Here is a 23,664-nt window from a genome sequence, read left to right on the forward strand (position 1 = left end):
ATTAATTACTTCAAGTGCGTGCCAAGCTGTTGCAAATAAGCAATAAGGGCTTGCATTTCTGTCGCACCCTTGTTGTTATTCATTGCATCAACTTTGGCAACGTCTGCTATTAGTTCCTCATCACTACCGTACCCTAAACCTGGGTGTGCCGGGTTTTCTGGGTTAATAGCAAATGTGTCACGGAAAATTTTAAGTTTTTTAAGAGTCAAGCTAGTATCAACGCGATTCTCATCTAACCAAGGGTATCCTGGCATATTCGATTCAGGTACCACAGCACGTGGGTCCATTAAGTGAGCATAATGCCAATCGTCTGAGTAACGTTTACCTACACGGGCAAGATCAGGACCAGTTCGCTTTGAACCCCACTGAAATGGGTGATCCCATACTGACTCACCAGCTACAGAGTAATGACCATAACGCTCAACTTCATCACGAAAAGGGCGAATCATCTGTGAGTGACAGTTATAACAACCTTCACGTACATAGATATCGCGACCTTCCATCTCAAGCGCGTTTAATGGACGAAGTCCATCAACAGGCTTAGTTGTGTCGTCCTGGAACATCAGTGGAGTAATCTCTACTAATGCACCAAAGCTGATTGCAAACACAGTTAAGATAGCCATCAGGCCAACGTTCTTTTCAACTATTTCATGCTTATTTTGTGATTTTTTATTGCTCATCATCTCACTCCGTTATGCTAATTGTGCTTGCGCGTCTAATTTCAACGAATCATTCTTCGCTGCAATTGTACGGTAAACGTTATAAGCCATAACTAGCATGCCCGCTACGATGAATACACCGCCTACAAAGCGCATAACATAGAAAGGGTGTGACGCTTGTAGCGATTGGACAAAGCTATACATTAATGTACCGTCAGAATTTACTGCACGCCACATTAGACCTTGCATTACACCTGAAATCCACATTGCAACGATGTATAAAACAACACCGACAGTATGTAACCAGAAATGGGTATTAACTAGTTTCACGCTATACATACGTCCTTGCGAGAATAGAGCAGGGATAAGGTGATAAATAGCACCAATAGATATCATTGCAACCCAACCTAACGCACCAGAGTGTACGTGACCTACGGTCCAGTCAGTGTAATGAGACAGAGCATTTACAGATTTAATCGCCATCATTGGGCCCTCAAAGGTAGACATACCATAGAAAGACAATGAAACAACTAAGAAACGAAGTACTGGGTCAGTACGTAATTTATGCCATGCACCTGATAGAGTCATTATGCCATTTATCATACCGCCCCATGAAGGAACAAATAAGATGATGGACATAACCATACCTAAACTTTGCGTCCAATCTGGCAGCGCGGTGTAGTGTAAGTGGTGAGGACCAGCCCAGATGTATAAAGAAATTAGAGCCCAAAAGTGAACAACTGATAAGCGATAAGAGTACACCGGACGACCAGCTTGTTTTGGTACAAAGTAGTACATCATACCTAAGAAACCAGCAGTTAGAAGGAAGCCAACAGCATTGTGACCATACCACCACTGAACCATTGCATCTACGGCGCCTGCATAGATGGAATATGATTTAGTTAATGACACTGGAACAGCCATACTATTTACAATATGCAATACAGCAACAGTGATTATAAAACCAGCATAAAACCAGTTAGCAACGTAGATGTGCGATACTTTACGCTTAATTAACGTGCCAAAAAACACGATGGCGTAAACAATCCAAACAACGGTGATTAAAATATCAATCGGCCATTCTAGTTCCGCATACTCTTTAGAACTTGTAATACCTAGTGGTAATGTGATGACCGCAAGCACGATAATTAACTGCCAACCCCAAAATGAAAAGGCGGCTAATTTATCTGAGAAAAGGCGCGTTTGACAAGTACGTTGTACGACATAATATGATGTCGCAAAAAGTGCGCTTGTACCAAATGCGAAAATTACTGCGTTCGTGTGTAACGGACGTAGTCGAGAGTATGTTAACCATGGTGTATCGAAGTTAAGTGCTGGCCAAGCTAATTGGGCAGCAATCAGAACCCCAACACTCATGCCAACGATGCCCCAAATCACTGTCATAATAGCGAATTGGCGTACAACTTTATAGTTATACTCAGTTTGTGATGCTACTGTTTGGCTCATTTTCTGGCTTCCGCTGCAATAAATGCGTTTAGAAATGAATTACCCACTTTAAAAAGTGGGGCCTACTATTACTTCACAAGTATGTTACCTAAAACCCTCAATGCCATGACTGCTTCAGAAAACAAACTCGCGAAACCCTTATTTTGCGGGGAAATGATAAATTTTTTGGCCTAAAAAAGATAGGTCAATTGCATAAAATTATGACATCAATCAATTTTTATCATGTAGTTGTTTACTTTTTGACACACTTTCTTAGTAATTGACTCTGATCGTTTCACTAAACTTGTATTTTAATAGGGGAATTATTAGTATCGCCCTTTACTTTGCTCAAGGATTACAATGTCAATTAAGCATATTATAGTGTTTATTTTTACACTTACCTTATTAATTGCCTGCGATCCGATCACAGCAAATAAAGATGAGATAGCAACAAACTCACAATGTCAGCCTAATCAAGCTTGCACATACCCAAAAAAAGCTAAAATATGGTTAAGTGAGCACCTTATTTCTCCTGAAACTCCCTTTAAAATTAATGTCTCCCTTAGCGACGGTAATATTATCCACAGCGCGAAACTTGAAGGTGTGACTATGTATATGGGTTACATTCCGCTGCAGTTTAAATTACAAGATAATGTGTTGACTGCAAATGCAATGGTCGGTATTTGTTCAGAACGAAACATGACCTGGAAACTGATACTTGAGCTCAAAAACCAAAAAAATCAGATAGAGTCTGTTTATTATTATTTTACAGTAATCTATTAGGGCGTGTTGACCTTTGTGGATTGAAATTTGTTCAACCTAGGGGCGATTTAATCGCGGCGCGAGGTTTGTAACCTAGCGGGCTAAGTAAAAACCGAGTAACAAAGAGTCAATCGCCCCTAGGAAGAACCCTTTGGGCAGCGCATGTTTGGTATTTATACTGCGTTATCAACTATTTATGGGGAACAACCACACGACATAGGCTCTGCCTTGCCTAAATACCAAACATACTGCTGCAAAATCAATCACGAAAGGTCAACACGCCCCAATTTCTAGATTCAATTATTTGAATACCTATTCACTACATAAGCAGCAAGGGTATATCCCCTCGGTTAGTCATATTTCATTACGTGTAGAGTGTGCATTCTGATCATTCTATTCTCTCATTATTAAGGGTCTGTTGACCTTTACAAATTTAACCTTGAAAGGTCAACAGACCCTTAATCTATATTCTTAGGCGTTATTTTTATAAAGGACTGATTCTGATAGTAGAATTACTTGCAACCACTATCTTACATACAACCTTTTTTACTCCAACGGCGCTTCTATCTTGGGTGGGGTGAGTATTTGTTGACGGATAATGAACTTAATCGTCGTTGTTTAGCCATCGAATTCGTTAGTAAAAAAAGTCCATTTTGCGGTTTTTATAAAATGGTGTAATTAAGTTGTAAATTTAGCTTTTTTGGATATTTTCACAAGTAATTACAGTTGATTACAAATTTATCGTTATTAATTTCATTCGTAGTTTAAATGCATTCTTATTTTTTTAATTGATTGTTTTTTAATTGTTTTAATTAATTAACAATGAAACATTCATTCACCTTATTCCCTAGTTTAGGGAGCCATAAAACAGACTTAAAGCTCCTTGTTTTTTCATTCAGTTTTCGTTCAGTTAAATCCCCCTAAGTTGCGCTGCGCTATCTCGACATTCTTAAATAAAACGAGCGCTGCCTAAATTAGGTATTTTTCCAACAAGTAGGGTATTACATGAAAAAATCAATAATTAGCTTAGCTGTTATAACGGCTATTCCTATGTTCACCAGCATTGAAGTTGTAGCTGCTGACGAAGTTCAAGCTATAGAAAAAATTCAAGTCACAGGTTCACGCATTAAACGCTCAGATATGGAAAGCGCAAGCCCAATAACGTTGATCAGCGCCGATGATATACAAGCTATGGGTGCAACAAGTATCGATAGCGTGTTACAAAAAATGACCGCAACAGGCGGAGCAATGACAAACCCTGGGGTTAATAATGGCTCTGGTGGTAACGCTCGTATTGATCTACGTGGTTTAGGCGCGCAACGAACATTGGTACTAGTTAATGGTCGTCGTATGATCAATTCAGGGACTGGCGCTGCATCAACTGTTGATTTAAATACCATTCCCGTATCAATGATCAAGCAAGTTGAAGTGTTAAAAGATGGCGCATCTGCTGTTTACGGCAGTGATGCGGTCGCGGGTGTTGTAAATATTATTTTAAAAGATGATTTTGAAGGCCTTGAATTAAACGCAAATACTGCAATTACAGGTGAGGGTGATGCATCTGAGAATTCAATCGACTTCACAGTCGGTAGCAGTTTTGATAAAGGTAATATCGTGATTGGTATGCAGTACACAGATCGTGGCAAAGCATCTCAAGCAGATCGTGATTTTTCTAAGTGCCCAATAGATGAAGGCGTTGACGGTTTATTCTGTACAGGTTCTGCCTACAATGAAGGTGGCCATATATGGAATGGTAACGGTGCAAAAGGCACAACGGTAAATGCAAAAGGTGAAGATACACAAGTTTCACTAATTGATGATGACGGAGTAACTGGCCGTGGCGGTGATTACCACCGTTACACCAATGAAGACAGCTATAATTACTCACCAACAAGTTACCTTTATACGCCAATGGAGCGTTTAAACTTAACAGGTATAGCAACATACGAACTATCTGACGATACCAGCTTATTTACTGAGTTTACGTATACTAAACGCTGGTCAGAGCAACAAATGGCGCCGCAGCCTGTCTGGTTTGATTTTGAATATACGCAGGCAATGGGCGATTCAATGCTTAATCAAAGCTACGATCAACGAGTTGACCTTGATGGTGATGGTTACCTTGATAAAGATGCGGATGGTAACTACGTAACGCAAGAAATGAACTATAAGTACGGTGATAAAATCTCATATGGTCGCCGTATGTCAGACACGGGTGAACGTTATTTTGAGCAATCAGTAGATACAGTACGTGCTGTGATCGGTGCTGAAGGTCTAATTGGAGATTATGCATGGGATGTGTCGGCTAACTTTGGCCGCAATGACTCGGTTGATAAGCTAAGTAATCTTCATAACATGGGCGCAATTGGTGATCAAATTGACGCAGGTACATTTAATCCACTTGATCAACAGGCGTGGGTTTCAGACAATTTCCGCAAAAATGTTTACACTGAAGTAAATAATGGTGGGAGTCAGTTATTTATTCTAGCCGCAGCTGTTAGTGGTGAGTTGCTAGAACTGCCTGCGGGTTATGCAGCATTTGCGGCTGGTGTAGAACGCCGCCAAGAAAAAGCATGGTTCACCCCAGACTCATTAACGGCACAAGGTTTGGCTAATGATCCGCGTGTTGAAGCGACTTCTGGTGGCTTTGATGTCAATGAGGCTTATCTTGAGCTTGCAATTCCATTACTTGCTGATAAACCATTTGCTGAGCATGTTGAGTTAAGTGCAGCCATTCGCGCATTTGATTACAGTACCTTTGGTTCAGATGAAACATGGAAATTAGGCCTAACGTGGAAAGCAAATGATGAATTAATGCTACGTAGTGTTGTGTCTACCGCTTTTCGTGCACCGACAGTCAATGAACTTTACTCAGGTAATTCTCCATCATTTGATCAAGTAGATTACCCTGGCGCGCAAAAACAAGCAGAAGTAACGGTTGGTGGTAATTCAGCGTTAACCCCTGAAGAAGCAGATACATTAACTGTTGGCCTTGTTTATGAACCACAGTGGTTTGATGGTTTCTCAATGACGGTTGATTACTTTGATATTGATATTGAAAATGCAATTACAAAGGTCGATAGTCAGTATATAGTTGATCAATGCTTAAATAATGCGGCTAACGCGACAACGCCACTGTGCCAATCAGCAGGTATTTCTATTGATGCAACAGGACGCATCAAATTTAATAACAAAATACAGAATATAGGCTCTGAAAAAACCTCAGGGTATGATTTGAATTTGGCATATAACTTTGAGGCAGCGGGTCTTAATTGGCGCGCAGGATTAGACACAACTTACCTTGATGAATATGTTAAACAAGTGACTGGAGACCCAGTTGAATACGCTGGTGTGATCACCTCTGGCTCAGGTGGCTATGCAGAAATCAAATCTAATCTTAGCCTTAAAGTTGCTGGAGATAGCTGGGACGCTCAATATAAAGCGCGTTATATTTCAGGTATGGACAGCTTTAAGTGTATAGGTAAGGAAGATACATGCTACGCGCCAACAACACCGAGTGTTGTTTATCATGATGTGAGCGGCTCTTACCTAATTAATGAAACCGTCGCATTGACTGCGGGTATCAATAACCTATTTGATAAGCAGCCTCCATATTACTCTGGTAATAATGATTCAAATACGGACCCGTATACGTATGATGTATTAGGTCGTCGTTTCTTTGCAAGCATGAGCATTAAGTTCTAAGTAACCGACACTTAGATTAAATTACTTTTAAGGCCTAGGGCGTGTTGGCCTTTCGTGATTGATTTTGCAGCAGTATGTTTGGTATTTAGGCAAGGCAGAGCCTATGGTGTGTGGTTGTTCCCCATAAATAGGTGATAACGCAGTATAAATGCCAAACATGCGCTGCCCAAAGGGTTCTTCCTAGGGGCGATTAATTCTTTGTTGCTCGGTTTTTACTTAGCCCGCTAGGTTACAAACCTCGCGCCGCGATTAAATCGCCCCTAGATTGAACAAATTTCAATCCACAAAGGTCAACACGCCCTAGTTTTACTAGGCCTTTTTTGTTGAACAAATCCAAGGGCAGCAGTAAACTAACGTCTGTAACTAAAATTTAGGTTATCTCATATTTAATAGGAGAACTGATTGTTAAAGCAGGATGAAAACTTATCCTTTATTATCGAACCTGAGCTCAGCCCTCGTTCTGAGCAACGCATTGATTTGTACTTCTCTATCCCAAATGAGATGGGTATTAACCCACAAACCTTAACCGAAGAGTCTTACTTCAATAACCACTTTAAATCTTATTTAGCGTATAACGCCAATAATATTCACCTACCTTTAGTACGAAGCCGTTTTGTCAGTAAAAATAAAGGTGAACAGCAAGATTATCGGCAGAACCTTAACCTTTATTGTTATCAAGTCAGATTAGCTATTGAAACGGATATCAAAGAAGCGCTTAAAATAGAAGAACTTGATGAGTTTTATCAACGGGCCATTGAGCTGTGTGAACAAAGCCAAAGCTTACTAAAAAAATTGCGCCGTTATACCCCAGAAGATGAAAAGCTAATTTCATTTTACACTAATGCCGATAATTATTTGAGTTGGCAAATTGAACAGTCATTTTTAAGGTTACTGGATGAAGGCCCACGAAGTAGCGATCACGCAAAAGAACGCACTGATTTGCTGAATTTTTGTAAGTTTGAACAAACATACCGCCAAGAGCAGCAGTACAACTCAGATTCAACACTTAAAGATGCTAACCGTATTACTAATAAAATGCGTTTGTTACAGCGTTTAATTGAGCATGGCGTCGTATTAACAAGACAAACTCGTCATTTAAATAGTTATTTAAAGCGGTTAGTAAAAGGCAGCGTGACGGCAGTTATAATGGCCTTAGTCATGTTGGTTGTACTTAATGCACGCAGCACTTTTACAGAAGTAACAGCAACATTGATTATTATTCTTGGTGCTATTTACGGTATGCGTGAAATATTTAAAGAAGATATAACCCGGGTTATTTGGCGAGCAATTGTAAAAGGACGGCCGAAGTGGCGCTTTCAATTTAATAACAGTGTTACGAAAGATAAAATTTCAACACAATATATTTGGCTTGAATACACTCGCTTTAAACATATTCCGCAGCAAGTGAGGAATATATTTTCAAAACGACGACAACAGAACAAACAAGCCGCGCAATGGTTACATTTTGCCAGTGAAACGCGAGTTAATGCCAAAGAGTTTTTACCCGGTTATGATAGTTTGCAGCAAACACTGCAATTTAACTTGGCACCTTTTGCTCGTTATTTAAAAAAAGGTGAAGGTAAGCTGTATAATGTTGAAAATAATAAAATATCTAAACAAAGTGTGGAGCGTCGCTATCAGCTAAACTTGGTAGTCGTTTATAGCAGTGCTGATAAAGTAACGCATCAGCGCTATAAAATCACTTTAAATAGAAGTAAAATTGTAAATATAGAGCTGATTTACAGTGAAAAATAATTTTCTCGTTGAGCTGAGTGAAGCTGTTATTCTATTTTCTTTGATCAGTGGCTTGGCTATAAAAACCAGATGGTGATCAGTTACCATCTGGTGAGGCTATTATTTTTCTAGGCCTGTTTTACTATATAACGAGACGCGATCAGAGACTAAAGTGATCTCAATCTTTTTATCACCACCGCCCCATGTGCAGTTAGTGTGCAGCGTTTTTTCAACACATTTGTCAGCTGCACCCAATATTGCTTCAACGTCAGTTTTATTCATACCAATTTCAATTTTTTCGTAATTTTCTAAATTGATTTTTGAACAAGCCGACAACGTTAAAATGGCAGCAACTATTAATAATTTTTTCATTTTTTAACTTCCTTTATTTAGTGTTTGAACTTTCTAATTTGTACTATCATGCCCATTTTCGGGTGGTCAAAATAATGAACTTCATTGCTAATTACGCGCTTAAATTGTGAAAAACGAGCACGCTGAATATCGCCTGTTGGTAATGCTTCATTGATGTCAAAATTTGCGTTAATGAAAAGATAATGACGAAGGTAAATATTGAAAACCCCTTCTAGCTCCCAGCTATCGCTGGCTTTTTCTTCTGTGGTAGGTAATGAAGAATTGAAGCTAACTTGATTAATAAAATCATCACCTTGGTAGTTCGCTGTTTTAGCTATATAGGGGGCTGGTATCAGTTGCCCGCCAAATAACGAAATGTGTTCAGATCGTGATTTACTTGCACCTTTAAAACGCCAGCCCGTATGCAATAGCGGTTTCAATCCTTTACGAACAAGTGATTGCTGCTGGGGTATGAATTTTAATTGTTCAGGCGCTAACAGGTACGTTTGCTCCATGTCATCTCTTACTGGCGCTAAAGGGCTTAAAGGTAATACGTTGTAGCTACTTAGGTAATCAATACTCTCATCACACAAGTTTGAACGACTAACGCTTATTAATGAATCAGTAAAAGAGGCTGAGTTAAAACGACTATCACCATTAATACAATCTTGTTTGGCTTGCTCTTCATAAATAGGTGTCAGTAAATCAAGATTATTAGATTTTTTTACCGGGTCTTTATCTAAGCTGAAATCTTCTTGCATGTAGGGGGCAGGGCGTTGCTTAAAGATCAGCACTTCCACTTCAAACCAGCGTTCAGCAAATGCAGTGCTACTAAATACACAACACAACAATAATAGGGACTTTTTAAACAACATTAATGGCTAACCTTTTTAGAGAAATCTGCAATCATTGCAGTGACCATTTTTAAACGCTCACGGGCACTTGCCTCATTGATCGCAAAACGCAATTTATTTGCGCCATCCATTTTGTACACCTTAGGCGCACTTTGTATCAAACCTATAATGAAGCTAGGATTAACCTTTGTATCTTGGCTGAACTCAAAATAACCTCCTTTAGGGTTTGCCTCAATTTTTTTAATTCCCAGTTCGCTGGCTTTTAGCTTAAGTTGTTGAAGGCTGAATAAGTTTTTAGCCGCATCAGGCAATAAACCAAAACGGTCAATTAATTCAACCTGTAATTCATCCATATCATCTACATTAGCACAGCTGGCAACGCGTTTGTACATGCCCAATCGTGCATTTACATCGTGGATATAATCATCAGGTAACAGTGCTGCTAATTTTAAATCCACTTCGCTTTGTTGTTGTAATAAGTTATCAAGTGTTGGCTCTTTGCCATCACGCAGTGACTTGACGGCTTGCTCAAGCATTTCCATGTATAGGTTAAAACCAATGGTGTGCATTTGCCCTGATTGATCATCGCCAAGTAGCTCACCTGCGCCGCGGATCTCTAAATCGTGAGTTGCCAGCGCAAAACCTGCGCCTAAATCTTCTAGTGACTCAATGGCTTCTAGGCGCTTTACAGCATCTTTAGACAGCGCTTTAGGGTTACCTGTTAGTAAATAAGCGTATGCTTGATGATGGCTACGTCCAACGCGACCGCGCAATTGGTGAAGCTGCGCTAAGCCAAGTTTATCAGCACGATCCATAATAATCGTGTTTGCGGTCGGGATATCAATGCCGGTTTCAATAATGGTCGTACACACGAGCACGTTATATTTTTGATGATAAAACTCACTCATCAATTGCTCTAAATCACGCTCGCGCATTTGCCCATGAGCAGAGGCAACACTTGCCTCTGGTACCCATTCGCTGATCTCTTCAGCAACGCGGTCGATGGTATCTACGTTATTGTGTAAAAAGTAAACTTGGCCACCGCGTTTAATCTCTCGTAGTATGGCTTCGCGTATCAATTCGGCGTCGCGTTGGCGCACAAAAGTTTTAACCGCAAGGCGTTTAGCAGGTGGTGTGGCGATAATTGATAAGTCTCGCATACCACTCATGGCCATATTTAATGTTCTGGGAATTGGAGTGGCCGTCAGCGTTAATATATCTACATCAGCACGTAGTGATTTAATTTTTTCTTTTTGGCGAACACCAAAGCGATGCTCTTCATCAACAATTAATAAGCCTAAATCTTTAAAAATGATATCTTGTTGGATTAGTTTATGCGTTCCAATCACGATATCTAGCTTGCCATTGGCCATTCTTTCAAGTGTGTCTTTTTGTTCTTTTGGAGAATTAAAGCGAGACAAAACGCCCACTTCAATTGGAAAATCAGCGAAACGGTCTTTAAAATTTTCATAATGCTGTTGGGCAAGTAAAGTGGTCGGTACAAGCACCGCGACTTGCTTATCATCATTAATAGCGACAAATGCAGCCCTCATAGCGACTTCGGTTTTACCAAAGCCAACATCGCCACATACTAGTCGATCCATCGCTTGTTTACTTTGCATATCACCGAGCACCGCTTCAATGGCACTGCGCTGATCGTCTGTTTCTTCAAACGGGAAGCCATCACTAAACGCACGATAAGCTGCGCCATCAAGAGCGAATGCATTTCCTGGTTTAGCTTGGCGCTGCGCATAAATATCTAATAGCTCAGCTGCAACATCACGCACTTTTTCAGCTGCACGCTTTTTAGCTTTGTCCCATGCATCAGATCCAAGTTTATGAAGCGGGGCGCTTGCTTCTTCACCACCAGAGTAGCGGCTTAGCATATGCAGTGCTGACACTGGGACGTAGAGTTTTGCTTCACCCGAGTAGGTGATAGTGACAAATTCAGTGACTAGACCTGCGGCGTCAATGGTTTGTAGCCCTTGGTAGCGGCCAACACCATGATCAAGGTGAACAATAGGCTGGCCTACTTTTAACTCAGCTAAATTACGTATTAGTGCATCTTGGCTTGCTTCGTATTTATGCTTTCGACGACGTCGTTGCGATACTTTTATGCCGAGTAATTCTTGTTCAGTAATAATAGTCAGCGGTGGTTTACTGCTTAGCACAACACTTTGTTCAAGTGGGCTTACAATTAAGCCAACATCACTGTTACTTGCTGTAAATTCATCAAACGTATTAAATTCTTTTAACTTTAATCCACTCGGTTTTAGTATTGCCAGTAATGACTCACGGCGACCATCCGATTCAACAGACAGTAAAACACGGCCTTTTTGTTTTTTCTGTGTACTGACGTAGTCAATAAATGCGTGATAGGGCTCATGTAGCTTATGGTCAATACGGATTGCAGGGAGTTCTAATGTGGCTAAGTTTTTATTACCCGCTTTGGTAGGTAGCTTAGCCTGCGAGAGTTTAATGCGGGCAAAGTTACCTAAATTTGAAAACAGCTCATTAATGGGTTGATATAAGCTGACAGGTTCAAGTAGTGGGCGCAGCGGATCAACACGACGGTTTTCATATCGGACATTTACGTCATGCCAAAAATTATCCGCGGCATGTTCAACATCCCCTAATTGCATTACCGTCGTTGTATCAGGGAGGTATTCAAAAATAGTGGCTAATTGATCAAAAAATAGCGGCATGTAATATTCAATACCTGCCGGCCAGTTTCCTTTAGTGACTTGCATATAGACTGAGTCTTGCTCAGAGCTAGCTCCAAATTTTGAGCGGTAATTAATACGAAAACGCTCTATATCAGCTTCGTTTGTTGGAAACTCATGGGCAGGCAGTAACTCTATTTTTTCTACTTTATCGTCAGAGCGTTGGCTTTCAACGTCAAATAAGCGAATTGAATCAAGCTCATCATCAAAAAAGTCAAGCCTAAAAGGATGCGGGCTACCCATTGGGTATAAATCAACAATAGAGCCTCGAATTGCATACTCACCGTGTTCCATTACTTGTTGCACATGTAAATAACCAGCTTGCTCTAAGTTATTGCGCAAGCTATGGGTATCTAAAATATCACCCACTTTAAAGTTTATAGTGGAGCCATAAATAAATGATGCAGGAGCAGTGCGTAGCATTAGGGTTGAAACCGGCACAATTAATACACTTTGTTGTTCTTTTTTGAGCGTATTTAATGTTGCTAGGCGCGCTGAGATAATATCTTGGTGTGGCGAAAAATGATCATAAGGAAGAGTTTCCCAATCAGGAAACACCATGACCGGATGATTTGGTAATAAGTACTCTAATTCAGTTTCTAAGCGCAAGGCACTGGGCGTGTCAGGTGTGACGATTAATACCAAACCGTCTTGTTGCTGAACCCCTTGAGCGATAGCAATACTTAATCCGCTACCGGTGAGTTGCCCCCATTGAATTTTATCTTTTTGAGATTTTACCCAAGGCAAGGCTGCCCATTGCGCAAACGCCATTTATTACTCCTTTATTTGACCTCGCAAGGTCACTATTTTAGTCGCGATAGATTCTAGTTAAGTCTTGGTAATGATCGATTCGACGATCCCGTAAATACGGCCATATACGTCTTACGTTTTCTGAGCGTTTTTGATCAAGTTCGATTACTAAAATTTGTTCATCAGTTGTATTAGCCTCAGAGAGTAGCTCACCTTGAGGGCCCGCAATAAATGAATTCCCCCAAAATTGAATACCGTTACTTTGAGCACTCGGGTCATTTTCATGGCCAACACGATTACAACTGATCACAGGGACCCCGTTTGCTACGGCATGCGCACGTTGAGAGATCACCCAAGCATCTTTTTGGCGAGCTTGTTCGCCTTTGTCATCACGCGGATCCCAGCCAATAGCTGTTGGGTAAATTAGTAGCTCAGCACCGGCCATAGCCATTAAGCGTGCGGCTTCAGGAAACCATTGATCCCAACATACTAACACGCCAAGTTTACCAACCGAGGTTTGAATTGGTTCAAAACCAAGATCACCTGGTGTGAAGTAAAATTTTTCGTAAAAGCCTGGGTCGTCAGGAATGTGCATTTTACGGTATTTGCCCGCAATAGTGCCGTCTTTTTCAAGTACGACGGCTGTATTATGATAAAGCCCTGTTGCACGTTTTTCAAAAAGTGACGCGACAATAACAATGCCAAGTTCTTTAGCAAGTTGGCCTAAAGTATTACTGCTAGGGCCAGGTATTGTTTCAGCTAAATCAAATACATCAACGTCTTCAGTTTGGCAAAAATAAAGACTGCGATGGAGTTCTTGAAGCACCACTAATTGCGCGCCTTGGCTTGCGGCATCGCGAATACCTGCGATTGATTTTGCCATGTTTTCGTCGGCATTATCACTATTTGTTTGTTGCACTAGGGCAACCGTTAACTTATCAGGGCTATTCACTTAGGGCCTCCGGCTAAAAATCCACGCGGTAATTGCATGGTAATACAATGTAAACTGCCAAATTGTGCAATGATTGGTAAACAATTCACACCAATAATTTTATGACTAGGGTAGGCGCTTTGTATACGTTCAAGGGCTAATGCGTCATTGCTGTCATTATACGTCGGTACAAGCACGGCATTGTTAATGATTAAATAATTCGCATAGGTTGCAGGGAGCCTATCATTGTCAGCGTTAAATACAGCTTTAGGCCATGGCAAATCAATTAATGTGTATGGTTTGCCTGTGTGAGTTGTAAAGCTTTTAAGCTGTTTTTCCATCGCATCTAGGGCGCTGTAATGCTCGTCATTGTTGTCGTCACATTTTACATAGACAAGGGTATTGTTAGGTGCAAAGCGCACGAGAGTATCAATGTGACTGTCGGTGTCATCACCGGCTAAGTAACCATGGTCTACCCATAAAAAGTCGTTTGCACCCAGCTGAGTACGTAAAACGTGCTCAATATCATCAGTGCTCAGTGACGGGTTACGATTTTGGTTGAGTAAACACTCGCGTGTGGTGAGCAATGTACCGTGTTCATTTATTTCAATACCCCCACCTTCAAGTACTAAATCAATGGCTTGATATTGATTATTGGAATGAGCGAGTTGTTTGACAAGCACTGCATTAATTTGATTATCCAATGTGCTTTCAAACTTGTTACCCCAGCCATTAAACGTGAAGTCGTTTATTGTTAGTTCTGCGGGGTTATCAAGCGATGCGCAGGTCAAAGGTCCATGATCGCGTGCCCATGTATCATTACATGGAGTCACTACAAAATGCACGCGACTTAAATCAACATCATTGGTAAGCAATAATTGCGTTATATGTGTTTTAAGTGTGTCATCGTGCGCGACGATCACTAACTGTTGAACGTTACATATATGTTGGCAAAGCTGTACATACACGGGCTCAACAGCGGTTAAATTATCACGCCAATCAGTGGCTTGATGAGGCCATGTTAGCATGACAGCGTCTTGCTCGGCCCATTCGGGTAAAAGTCTAAAGTTCATGGATTTAATAAACAAACAAAGGTGTTGCTAGTTTAGCATTTCGGCCGAAGAAGTCAGCTTTTTCATGGTTAATGTTCAGGTTTTGTTGGTGTGTTTGTGCTTTTATCGTTTTGGAATGATCCATCTAAAGGCGTATCGAGCGCTTGCTGTTGTTGGCGTTTTTTGAGCTGTCGCGTTTGTGCATGTAAAGTAGCGCGAACAACGAGTTCTTGATCTGAATCACGAATGGCAATAAATAGCAGCGTATATTGATATTGATCGTCATCTTGCTTTTCAATCGCAACGACTTCGGTATAACAATAAACGGCAGATGCTTCATGCTGTAAAAACAATTTTGTGCGAAATGTGTGACCTAATGAATACACGCTATCTGAGGTGAATTTAACACCGCCACCGCCATAACTATCGCAGTACATTGTATTATCTTCGGGCTGTTCTGATGCCAATATATGGCTCATTATTAGGTCTATTTTACGCGATTGTGCTTGTAAAAATACGGCAAGTTCTTGTGCTATATCGCCTAAGTTACGCAGTGGCCGTAATGAACTTAACTCTAATTCACTGACTTCATTGGCAAGCTTAAATAATGGGGGAATATCAGCTTCGAGTTGTGCGAGAGTTTTGGGAACCGCATGAGGGTCAACTGCAAATAGATTTACACGGTTACTTTCATCAATTTGAAAATATTGCTCAAACTCAGTTAGTTTTTCATTGTTCATATTAAGGCTCCTCGACGCACGAACTATTATAGTAGCGCTCGCGAGAAGAAATTGCTAGTTATCTGACACCCATAAAAAAGGGCAAACTACTGTTTGCCCTTATATTTTTAATCGCTATTAATTATAAATTACTTTCAGGTGTATCTACATTTTCACGCTTATGATGCAGGGCTATTTCATCCGCTAGCTCAGTGCGAGAACGTTTTTCACTTAGCTTACGATCTGTTAGCCAGTAAAAGAATAATGGTACAAAAAACACGGCTAAGAAAGTGGCGGCCATCATGCCACCCATCACGCCTGTACCAACGCTATGACGTGCACCAGCTCCTGCGCCAGAGCTAAGTACCAATGGAACAACACCTAAAATAAACGCTAATGATGTCATAATTATTGGCCTAAAACGCAAGCGTGCTGCTTCAAGTGCTGCGGCGCTGGCACTCCAGCCTTGTTGGTGCTTCATAAGGGCATATTCAACAATTAATATGGCATTCTTACTGGCCAGGCCAAGGAGTGTTACTAAGCCAATTTGAAAGTAAACATCGTTTGTCATGCCGACTAACCAAATTGACACCAGTGCGCCAAATGTACCAAATGGTAGTGCAAGCATAACTGATAATGGTAACGACCAGCGCTCGTATAAAGCCGCAAGAATTAAAAATACCATAATAACAGCCAGGCCAAGTGCGATACCTGTAGTGCCAGAACTTCGTTTTTCTTGGAATGCAGAGCCTGTCCAATCGTAGGTCATATCAGGTGGTAACACGGCTTTTGCGATGCGTTCCACTTCAGCAATTGCTTGACCAGAGCTATAACCGGGAGCTGCATTACCGAGCAGTTTTACCGCCGGTAAATTGTTGTAGCGGTTAAGGCTCTCAGGCCCGCGGCTAAAATCGACATTTGTAAATGCAGACATTGGCACCATGGTTCCTTGGTTGTTTTTAACATAAATACGGCCAATGTCATCAGGCTTCATCCTAAACTCAGCTTCAGCAGACATCAATACCTGCCATGCACGACCAAACTTGTTAAAGTCATTTACATAGTAAGTGCCCAGCGTGCCGGCAAGGGCAGTAAAGGCATCGTCAATTTCAATACCCATTGCACGTGCTTGTTCGCGGTCAACATTTACTTTTAGCTGTGGGGCATTAGGACGCCAAAGCGTTTGCAAGCCACTTAAAACAGGACTCTTTTGTGCTTCAGCCATCATCATTCCCATGGCTTGTTGTAGTTTCTCGGGGCCACCAGCACCTTTGTTTTGAATATAAAACTCAAAACCACCGGTACTGCCTAAACCAAAAATAGCAGGGGGATTAAATGCAAGTACTAAGGCTTCGTTAATATGTGCAGTTTTCATAAACAGCTCATTGACGAGGCTTTTTGTATCTATCTCGCGTTCATCCCAATGTTTTTGGGTAACAAACAAGGTCGCGGCACTATTTTTATAACCGCCACCAATAAAGTCAAAGCCTGTAAAAGCAACCACGTTTTCATTAGCTGGGTTTGATTGCACTGCTGCAATTACTTCTTTTACTACTTCCTCAGTGCGTTCAAGCGATGAACCATCAGGTAAGAAAATAGCGGAGATGTAATAACCTTGATCTTCATCAGGGACTAAAGAACCAGGGGTATTTTTCCAAAGTCCAATAGTAATAGACACCATGCCAATCATTAATAATAAACCTAATGCGCCACGGCGAACCATATAGCCAACCGCGCCAACATATTTACTGGTTATTTTAGTAAAAATACGGTTAAACCATAAAAAGAAGGAGGCTGTTTGTTTATGTTCTTGTTTTAAAATAAGTACACATAACGCGGGGGTCATGGTCAATGCGACGACACCAGATAAACTCACTGCAATTGAGATGGTAATCGCAAACTGGCGGAATAACTCACCGGTTAAGCCACCTAAAAAGGCTATGGGCACAAATACAGAGCAAAGTACGAGTACAATCGCGACGACCGGACCTGATACTTCTTTCATTGCTTTTATGGCAGCTTCGTGGGCGCTGACATGCTCTTCATGCATAATCCGTTCGACATTTTCCAGTACAACAATGGCATCGTCAACAACAATACCAATGGACAGCACCATACCAAACAGAGTGAGTGAGTTAATAGAATAACCAAGCATGTACATACCAGCAAAGGTACCTAATAAAGACACTGGTACCGCTAATGTTGGAATTAGCGTCGCGCGCCAATTTTGTAAAAACAGATACACGACCAAGAAAACCAATATCATTGCTTCAATAAGCGTGATCACAACTTCACGAATAGACACTTCAACAAAGCGAGTGGTGTCGTAAGAGTTTAAATGCGCAAGACCGACAGGGAATTGTTGTTTAATTTCGGCCAGTACACCATTTACTTCTTCAGCTACATCAAGTGCATTTGCACCAGGTTGTAAAAATATACCTAAAAGTACGGCTTCTTTACCGTTAATAGTACCGCTGAAATTGTAATCTTTTGACCCTAATTCAACACGTGCAATATCTTTCAAACGTAAACTACTGCCATCTAAATTTGAACGAATGATAATCTCTTCAAATTGGCTTGGCTCAGACAAACGCCCTTGTGCGGTAACACTATAAACCAGTTCTTGGGCTGATTGGGAGGTTGGCGTAGCGCCAATTTTACCCGCAGCGTATTGTGAATTTTGTGAGCGAATAGCACCTGCTATTTCTTCAACGGTAACACCTAATTGACTCATTACATCTGGGCGTAACCAAATACGCATAGCGTAATCTTTCGCACCAAATATTTGTACGCTGGTGGTTCCAGGTATACGTTTAATACGATCTAAAATATTGAGGGTAACGTAATTTGAGGTCCACAAGCTGCTGCGGCTTTCATCGGGAGAATAAAAGGCATGAACTTGCAAGAAGCTTGATGAGCCTTTTTGAACAACCACACCTTGACGACGCGTTTCTTCAGGTAGGCGCGCTTCAACTTGCTTAACGCGGTTATTGACGTTCACAGCCGCTTGGTCAATATCGGTACCAATTTCAAAGATTACCTCAATCGTGGTTGCGCCTGAGCTGGTTGATGTAGAAGCCATGTACATCATGCCTTCAACACCAGTGATCGCATTCTCAATAGGCGCTGCAACGGTTTGTTCAAGCACCTCAGCAGATGCACCCGGATAAGCTGCAGTTACTTGCACAACAGGAGGGGCTATTTCAGGGTATTGTGCGATGGGTAAACTGCGCATTGCAGCTAAGCCAGCCAATACAATAACAATTGAAATAACAAATGCAAAAATAGGTCTGTCTATAAAATAACGAGAAAACATAATACTCCCTGCGCCTATTCTGCGCTTACGCTGTGTGTTGCATTGTTAACGGCTACCGGCATGCCAGGGAAGAAGATACGTGCCATACCATCGACAATTATTTCATCCCCTGCGTTAATGCCTGATTTAATTAACCAAAAGTTTTTATCACCAGCATTTGCTGGCTTTTGCACCCACTCACCAACAACAACAGGCGCAGGTCGGGCAATAGTGCCACCTTGCTCACCTCTAGCTACAACGTAGACAAATTTCCCCATACCGTTATCAAGTACCGCGCGCTGTGGCACAACAAACGCATTTTTACGCACTGCACCTTTTAAACTCACGCGAACAAATTGACCCGGACGAAGTTTAAAATCAGGGTTGGGTATAATAGCTTGTAGTTCACTGGTGCCCGTATTTGGGTTAATGCGTACATCAGAGAAGTTAACTAGGCCACTTTTGCTATATATAGAGCCATCTTGCAGTTTAATGCTAGTTTGCCAATGACCGCTTTGTGGCAATGTTAGTGAACCGTTAGCTTCATCTTGGCGCATTTGCAATTGTTCACGCTCCGAAATACCAAAACGTAAACGGATAGGATCAAGCTGGGTTATTTGCGTTAGCAGTAAATCAGGACCTGAAACATAAGTGCCTTCAGAGACAAATTCACGGCCCATAACACCTGCAACAGGCGCTTTAACTTGCGCATACTCGAGATTTAATTGTGCTTCTTTTAACGCAACTTTAGCGGCTGCTAAATTAGTTTTCGCGATGTCTGTAGTCGAGCTGGCGTTATCATAATCACGTTGTGAAACAGATTTTTCAGCGCGCAGTTTACCTAATCGCTTTACATCTCTTTGTGCTTGAACGAGTGATGCTTTTGCGCCGTCAAAGGCGGCTTGGGCACGTTCTAGCGCTAATTGATAAGGTTCTAAATCAACGGTGAATAATGATCGGCCTTTTGTCACTGTTTGACCTTCGTCAAAGTTACGTGATTCTAAAATACCGGTTACGCGTGCTCTTACTTCAACTTCTTTTGAGCCAGAAAGTGTTGCAGGTAATTCAATTGTAAAAGGCGCATCTTCAGTTGCGGCAATCACGGTTGCTACAGAGGCTGGTTGCATAGCCGCTTGCGGTGTTTGTGGGGCTTCACTGCAACCTTGTAAAAGTAAGGCTGTTGAGGCAAATAAAAAGAAAGAAAGAGACAATTTTGATAGTGCGAAAGACTGACGCATGTTTACTCCACAGTTCCAATTGTTAAGTATAATATTTTAAGCATGTATTAAGCTGCCTGAGTATGGCATTTAGCTGGTTTTATGACCAGCATGTAAAGACAAATTACTTTTATTCAGCTTAAGTAAACGCAAGTGTATACCTTAATTTTTAATAGGTATACACTTGCGTTTACTTTTTTACTCTTAGCATTCAAATACAAAAAATAATGCTACAATGTTTGTATTGATATTGGGGGCATTATGGAATCGAGTAATAACAAACAAAATGATGTGCTATGTGCTGCGATACATGAATTTGCGCGCCGTGGGTTAGCGGGTACTACGATGGAAGCCATCGCTAAAAAAGCCACTGTATCTAAGCGTACGCTTTATAAGCACTATGCAAACAAGCAAGCACTATTTGATGAAGTTGTATCATTACTTTTAGCACGCATTGCACAATTACAGAGTTACCAATACTTAAAAGACATACCAATTTATGATCAGTTAAAAGATTTGGCAAAGCTCTGTTTATCTTTGGGCAATGATGAAGATTACCTAACATTGTCACGTATTGTGATTATTGAATCTATGCGAGATAAAGAGCAAGCAGCTCGCCTTGAAGTAAAGTTTTTAGACTGTGAAAAAGGCCTACTAACGTGGTTTGAACAAGCTCAAAGCGCGGGTGTACTTAATGATGTACCTGCTGATATTGCCGCTGCATTTTTTTATGGTGGTTTAAAAAAAATGGCGTATTGGGAGCAAGTGATTAAATGGAAGCCCGCTTTAGATGAAGCGCGCTTAGAGCAGCTTGTGGATTTAACATCGCGCTTTTTTATCAGTGGCATCAAGCTTGAAAAGTAAAAACTTGATGCTGGGTATCAACTGATTGCCCTAGGATTAATTAAAGACTGACGTTATTATTTAAGTAACGCTACTAACTCAGTTAAATCATTCACCTTGTAGTCAGGTGTTTTTGCAAGCGGATAGAGTGCTTTACCAGGGCGTGCTATAAATGCCGTTTGTAAGCCTGCTGCTTTTGCGCCCGCAACATCCCATCCGTGCGCGGCTACCATTAGTGCTTCTTCAGGTTTTACCTGTAATTTTTGTAACACCCATTCATAAGCACGCAAGTCAGGTTTATAGATTTTAATATCTTCAATGCTGTAGCGCGCTGCAAAAAAGTCGGTTAAACCGGCACTTTCAAATTGTGTTTTAACCCCGTTATTTGATGAATTAGTTAAACTAACTAATTTATAACCACGATCTTTGAGTATTTGCAGTGCTGCTTTTACATCCGAGTGAGCCGGAAGACTCAGTAGTGGTGTAACAATCGCTGTTTTTGCTTGCTCAACATTGAGTTTAATCGCGTTGTTTTGCGCAACCATTAGCAGCGATGCCACACCAATTTTTCCAAAGTCTTGATAGTCACCAATTGCCGTACTTACCAAAGAGTGATGCAACATAGTTGAAAACCATAATGGTAGTAAGTCTTCTCGCCCGCCCAACGCAGCCCCAATAGATGTTCGCATAGATTCAAGATCGAGCAGGGTTTCATTTACATCAAAAATAATTACTTTTGGTTGCGCTAATGTCTTTTCAGCAGCCATAAGATCGCCTCCTATAAATTGACAAGCTACAAGTAAGCTTAATGTTAGCGTTTTAAGTTGTTTAAACAACACCATAATATTAACAGTCCTGTTGTAGCGCATTTAAAATAGCACAGGGCTCTGCGCGTAATGTGTAATCACTATTAACAAAAGCATAAATCACATGACCTTTTTGGTTAATGATATAGGTGGCAGGTAGAGGGAGTTGATAGCTATTGTCTCCATTGGCAGCAGGGATATCTAAACCAAATTGTGCATAAATAGGTTTTAATCGCTCATCTAATGTAAACACTAAACCTAATTGCCTAGCAACTTTGTTACTCGTATCAGAGAGTACATTAAAGGCTAATTCATTCTTTTCAAAAGTTGATAATGATGCATCAGGGAGCTGTGGCGATATCGCAATCAGCTGAGCATTTACGGCTTTAAACTCAGGAAGCATCTCGTTGAGGGCTTTAAGTTCTAAATTACAGTACGGGCACCAGCCACCGCGATAAAAATTAATAATGACGGGGCCTTGCTCTAATAGCGTGGATAGAGTGACGGGTTCATTAAGGTGATTATTTAACGTAAAATCATTTATTGACTGGTTTAGTTTTAATGCATTAAATTCAATATGCTGTGCAATTAAATCTTCAGTGGTAGCATCCATAAGCGCGAGAATGTCGCTAGGCACTTTAGCAATTTTGGCTAGGTTGTAGTCGTCTATTTGTGCTTTTAAAGTCATGATTAGTTTTCCTGTTTATCATTTAATATAAGCGAGTATAGTGTTTGGTTTAATTAAATAAACACTGCAAAAACGAAAGCTTAATTCGAAAAATTCAAATGCTTTAAAAGGGTTGGTTATGTACAGCATTAGTGATTTAGAAACATTTATAGCGATTGTGGAAAATAAAGGTGTGTTAGCTGGGGCAAGTGCACAAGGGCTTTCGCCTGCAACAGTGAGCCATCGGTTGGCTAAGCTTGAGCGAGAATTGTCGACGGTTTTAATATTTAGAGATAGTCGCCGTATGCGTTTATCCCCAGAAGGGAAGATATTTTACCATCGTATCGGCACCATCTTGGAAGCGTTACATGATGCGGAACATAGTATCGGTGCTCGAGGTTCTTCTGTTAGCGGTTTGCTCAGGGTGACTATGCCTCCTTGGGTCTTTTCGAAGTTTGTAATGCCCAAATTAAGCGAATTTGAAGAACGTTACCCTGATTTACAGTTAGATTTTTTAATTTCTGATAACTTCGTAAATGTTGTTGATGATGCTCAGGATATTGCTATCCGAGTTGGAAAACTGAATGATTCAGGGTTACTTTCGCGCAAAGTAGTAAATAATCGGCGTATTCTATGTGTAGCACCAAGCTATGTAGAAAAGCACGGCATGCCTACTAGTTTTTCGAAGTTAGTCAATCATTATTGGGTCTGTTTACCTTGGCAGCGTCAATTAAAGTTACTAAATGAACAACAGGAAATTGTAAATTTGAATGCCAAAACACGGTTTACGATTTCTAATTCTGACAATATGACACAAGCCGCGATTGCTGGACATGGCATTGCCATAAAGTCAAAATTAGCTATCGCAGAAGAGTTACAAAGTGGTGCATTAGTAGAAGTGTTACCCGGTATTTTGGCTGACGATGATGCACCTGTATGGTTTTTAAAGCCGCAAAATAGTTTAACAACGCAAAAAACAGAAGTTTTCTATGCTTTTATGAAGTCGATATTTGAATAATAACGCTCTGATTAAAGCGATTGTATTTAATTTGTTACTTTTTTGCACCCATAATAACGACAATTTAACAATTAACCTTGTAATTGGCGCTAAAACTCGTAGTCTTAGCGTATTCATATTAACAAGGGGCAG

17 protein-coding genes are annotated in these 23,664 nt (G+C 40.8%); 5 read left to right on the plus strand and 12 right to left on the minus strand.

The annotated features are described in order from the left end of the window. Positions 1-5 precede the first annotated feature (5 nt). Together ccoO and ccoN are read right to left on the minus strand one after the other, a co-directional pair. The gene (ccoO, locus tag ADS77_RS05820; RefSeq protein ID WP_054203517.1) at positions 6-680 is read right to left on the minus strand and encodes a cytochrome-c oxidase, cbb3-type subunit II; all 675 of its coding nucleotides are present in this window, start codon (positions 678-680) and stop codon (positions 6-8) included. Between the two features lie 12 nt (positions 681-692). Then, on the minus strand, positions 693-2,126 hold the full coding sequence (ccoN, locus tag ADS77_RS05825; RefSeq protein WP_054203518.1) for a cytochrome-c oxidase, cbb3-type subunit I: 1,434 nt from the start codon (positions 2,124-2,126) through the stop codon (positions 693-695). A gap of 339 nt (positions 2,127-2,465) precedes the next feature. Between ccoN and ADS77_RS05830 the strand changes: the two genes are divergently transcribed. The 3 genes from ADS77_RS05830 to ADS77_RS05840 all read left to right on the plus strand — a co-directional run bounded on the left by ADS77_RS05830 (position 2,466) and on the right by ADS77_RS05840 (position 8,327). After that, entirely contained in the window at positions 2,466-2,888 is a 423-nt protein-coding gene (locus ADS77_RS05830; protein WP_054203519.1) for a hypothetical protein, read from the plus strand. A gap of 984 nt (positions 2,889-3,872) precedes the next feature. Beyond that, positions 3,873-6,572, plus strand: coding sequence for a TonB-dependent receptor (locus ADS77_RS05835; RefSeq protein WP_054453375.1), 2,700 nt, complete (start codon positions 3,873-3,875; stop codon positions 6,570-6,572). A 402-nt stretch (positions 6,573-6,974) separates the two neighbouring features. Further along, positions 6,975-8,327, plus strand: coding sequence for a hypothetical protein (locus ADS77_RS05840; protein WP_054203521.1), 1,353 nt, complete (start codon positions 6,975-6,977; stop codon positions 8,325-8,327). A 99-nt stretch (positions 8,328-8,426) separates the two neighbouring features. Here ADS77_RS05840 and ADS77_RS05845 read toward each other — a convergent pair whose 3' ends face one another. From ADS77_RS05845 to ADS77_RS05880, 8 genes are all read right to left on the minus strand, one after another. Beyond that, positions 8,427-8,678 carry a hypothetical protein gene (locus ADS77_RS05845; RefSeq protein WP_054453376.1) on the minus strand — a complete coding sequence of 84 codons (252 nt, stop codon included), beginning with the start codon at positions 8,676-8,678 and terminating at the stop codon, positions 8,427-8,429. Positions 8,679-8,695: 17 nt separating this feature from the next. Further along, the gene (locus ADS77_RS05850; protein ID WP_054453378.1) at positions 8,696-9,532 is read right to left on the minus strand and encodes a peptidoglycan binding protein CsiV; all 837 of its coding nucleotides are present in this window, start codon (positions 9,530-9,532) and stop codon (positions 8,696-8,698) included. Continuing rightward, positions 9,532-13,005 (minus strand): transcription-repair coupling factor, encoded by a 3,474-nt coding sequence (mfd, locus tag ADS77_RS05855; protein ID WP_054203524.1) that lies wholly within the window; start codon positions 13,003-13,005, stop codon positions 9,532-9,534. The genes ADS77_RS05850 and mfd overlap by 1 nt, the downstream gene beginning before the upstream one ends. Positions 13,006-13,042: 37 nt before the next feature. Then, on the minus strand, positions 13,043-13,936 hold the full coding sequence (locus ADS77_RS05860) for a carbon-nitrogen hydrolase (protein WP_054203525.1): 894 nt from the start codon (positions 13,934-13,936) through the stop codon (positions 13,043-13,045). After that, positions 13,933-14,988 carry an agmatine/peptidylarginine deiminase gene (locus ADS77_RS05865; RefSeq protein ID WP_054453380.1) on the minus strand — a complete coding sequence of 352 codons (1,056 nt, stop codon included), beginning with the start codon at positions 14,986-14,988 and terminating at the stop codon, positions 13,933-13,935. The genes ADS77_RS05860 and ADS77_RS05865 overlap by 4 nt, the downstream gene beginning before the upstream one ends. Before the next feature lie 68 nt (positions 14,989-15,056). Next, positions 15,057-15,707, minus strand: a complete 651-nt coding sequence (locus ADS77_RS05870; protein ID WP_054203527.1) for a PilZ domain-containing protein — start codon at positions 15,705-15,707, stop codon at positions 15,057-15,059. A 121-nt stretch (positions 15,708-15,828) separates the two neighbouring features. After that, entirely contained in the window at positions 15,829-19,002 is a 3,174-nt protein-coding gene (locus ADS77_RS05875; RefSeq protein WP_054453382.1) for an efflux RND transporter permease subunit, read from the minus strand. 14 nt (positions 19,003-19,016) lie between these two features. Beyond that, entirely contained in the window at positions 19,017-20,219 is a 1,203-nt protein-coding gene (locus ADS77_RS05880) for an efflux RND transporter periplasmic adaptor subunit (RefSeq protein ID WP_054453384.1), read from the minus strand. A 240-nt stretch (positions 20,220-20,459) separates the two neighbouring features. Between ADS77_RS05880 and ADS77_RS05885 the strand changes: the two genes are divergently transcribed. Then, positions 20,460-21,062, plus strand: coding sequence for a TetR/AcrR family transcriptional regulator (locus ADS77_RS05885; protein WP_054203530.1), 603 nt, complete (start codon positions 20,460-20,462; stop codon positions 21,060-21,062). A gap of 56 nt (positions 21,063-21,118) precedes the next feature. Here the strand turns inward: ADS77_RS05885 and ADS77_RS05890 are convergent, their stop codons facing one another. Both ADS77_RS05890 and ADS77_RS05895 read right to left on the minus strand, forming a co-directional pair. Beyond that, positions 21,119-21,883 carry a haloacid dehalogenase type II gene (locus ADS77_RS05890; RefSeq protein WP_054453386.1) on the minus strand — a complete coding sequence of 255 codons (765 nt, stop codon included), beginning with the start codon at positions 21,881-21,883 and terminating at the stop codon, positions 21,119-21,121. Between the two features lie 4 nt (positions 21,884-21,887). Then, entirely contained in the window at positions 21,888-22,535 is a 648-nt protein-coding gene (locus tag ADS77_RS05895; RefSeq protein ID WP_054203532.1) for a peroxiredoxin-like family protein, read from the minus strand. A 118-nt stretch (positions 22,536-22,653) separates the two neighbouring features. Between ADS77_RS05895 and ADS77_RS05900 the strand changes: the two genes are divergently transcribed. Beyond that, positions 22,654-23,532 (plus strand): LysR family transcriptional regulator, encoded by an 879-nt coding sequence (locus ADS77_RS05900; RefSeq protein ID WP_054453388.1) that lies wholly within the window; start codon positions 22,654-22,656, stop codon positions 23,530-23,532. Positions 23,533-23,664 lie beyond the last annotated feature (132 nt).

Source organism: Pseudoalteromonas porphyrae (genome assembly GCF_001298125.1).
Classification (GTDB): Bacteria; Pseudomonadota; Gammaproteobacteria; order Enterobacterales; family Alteromonadaceae; genus Pseudoalteromonas; species Pseudoalteromonas neustonica.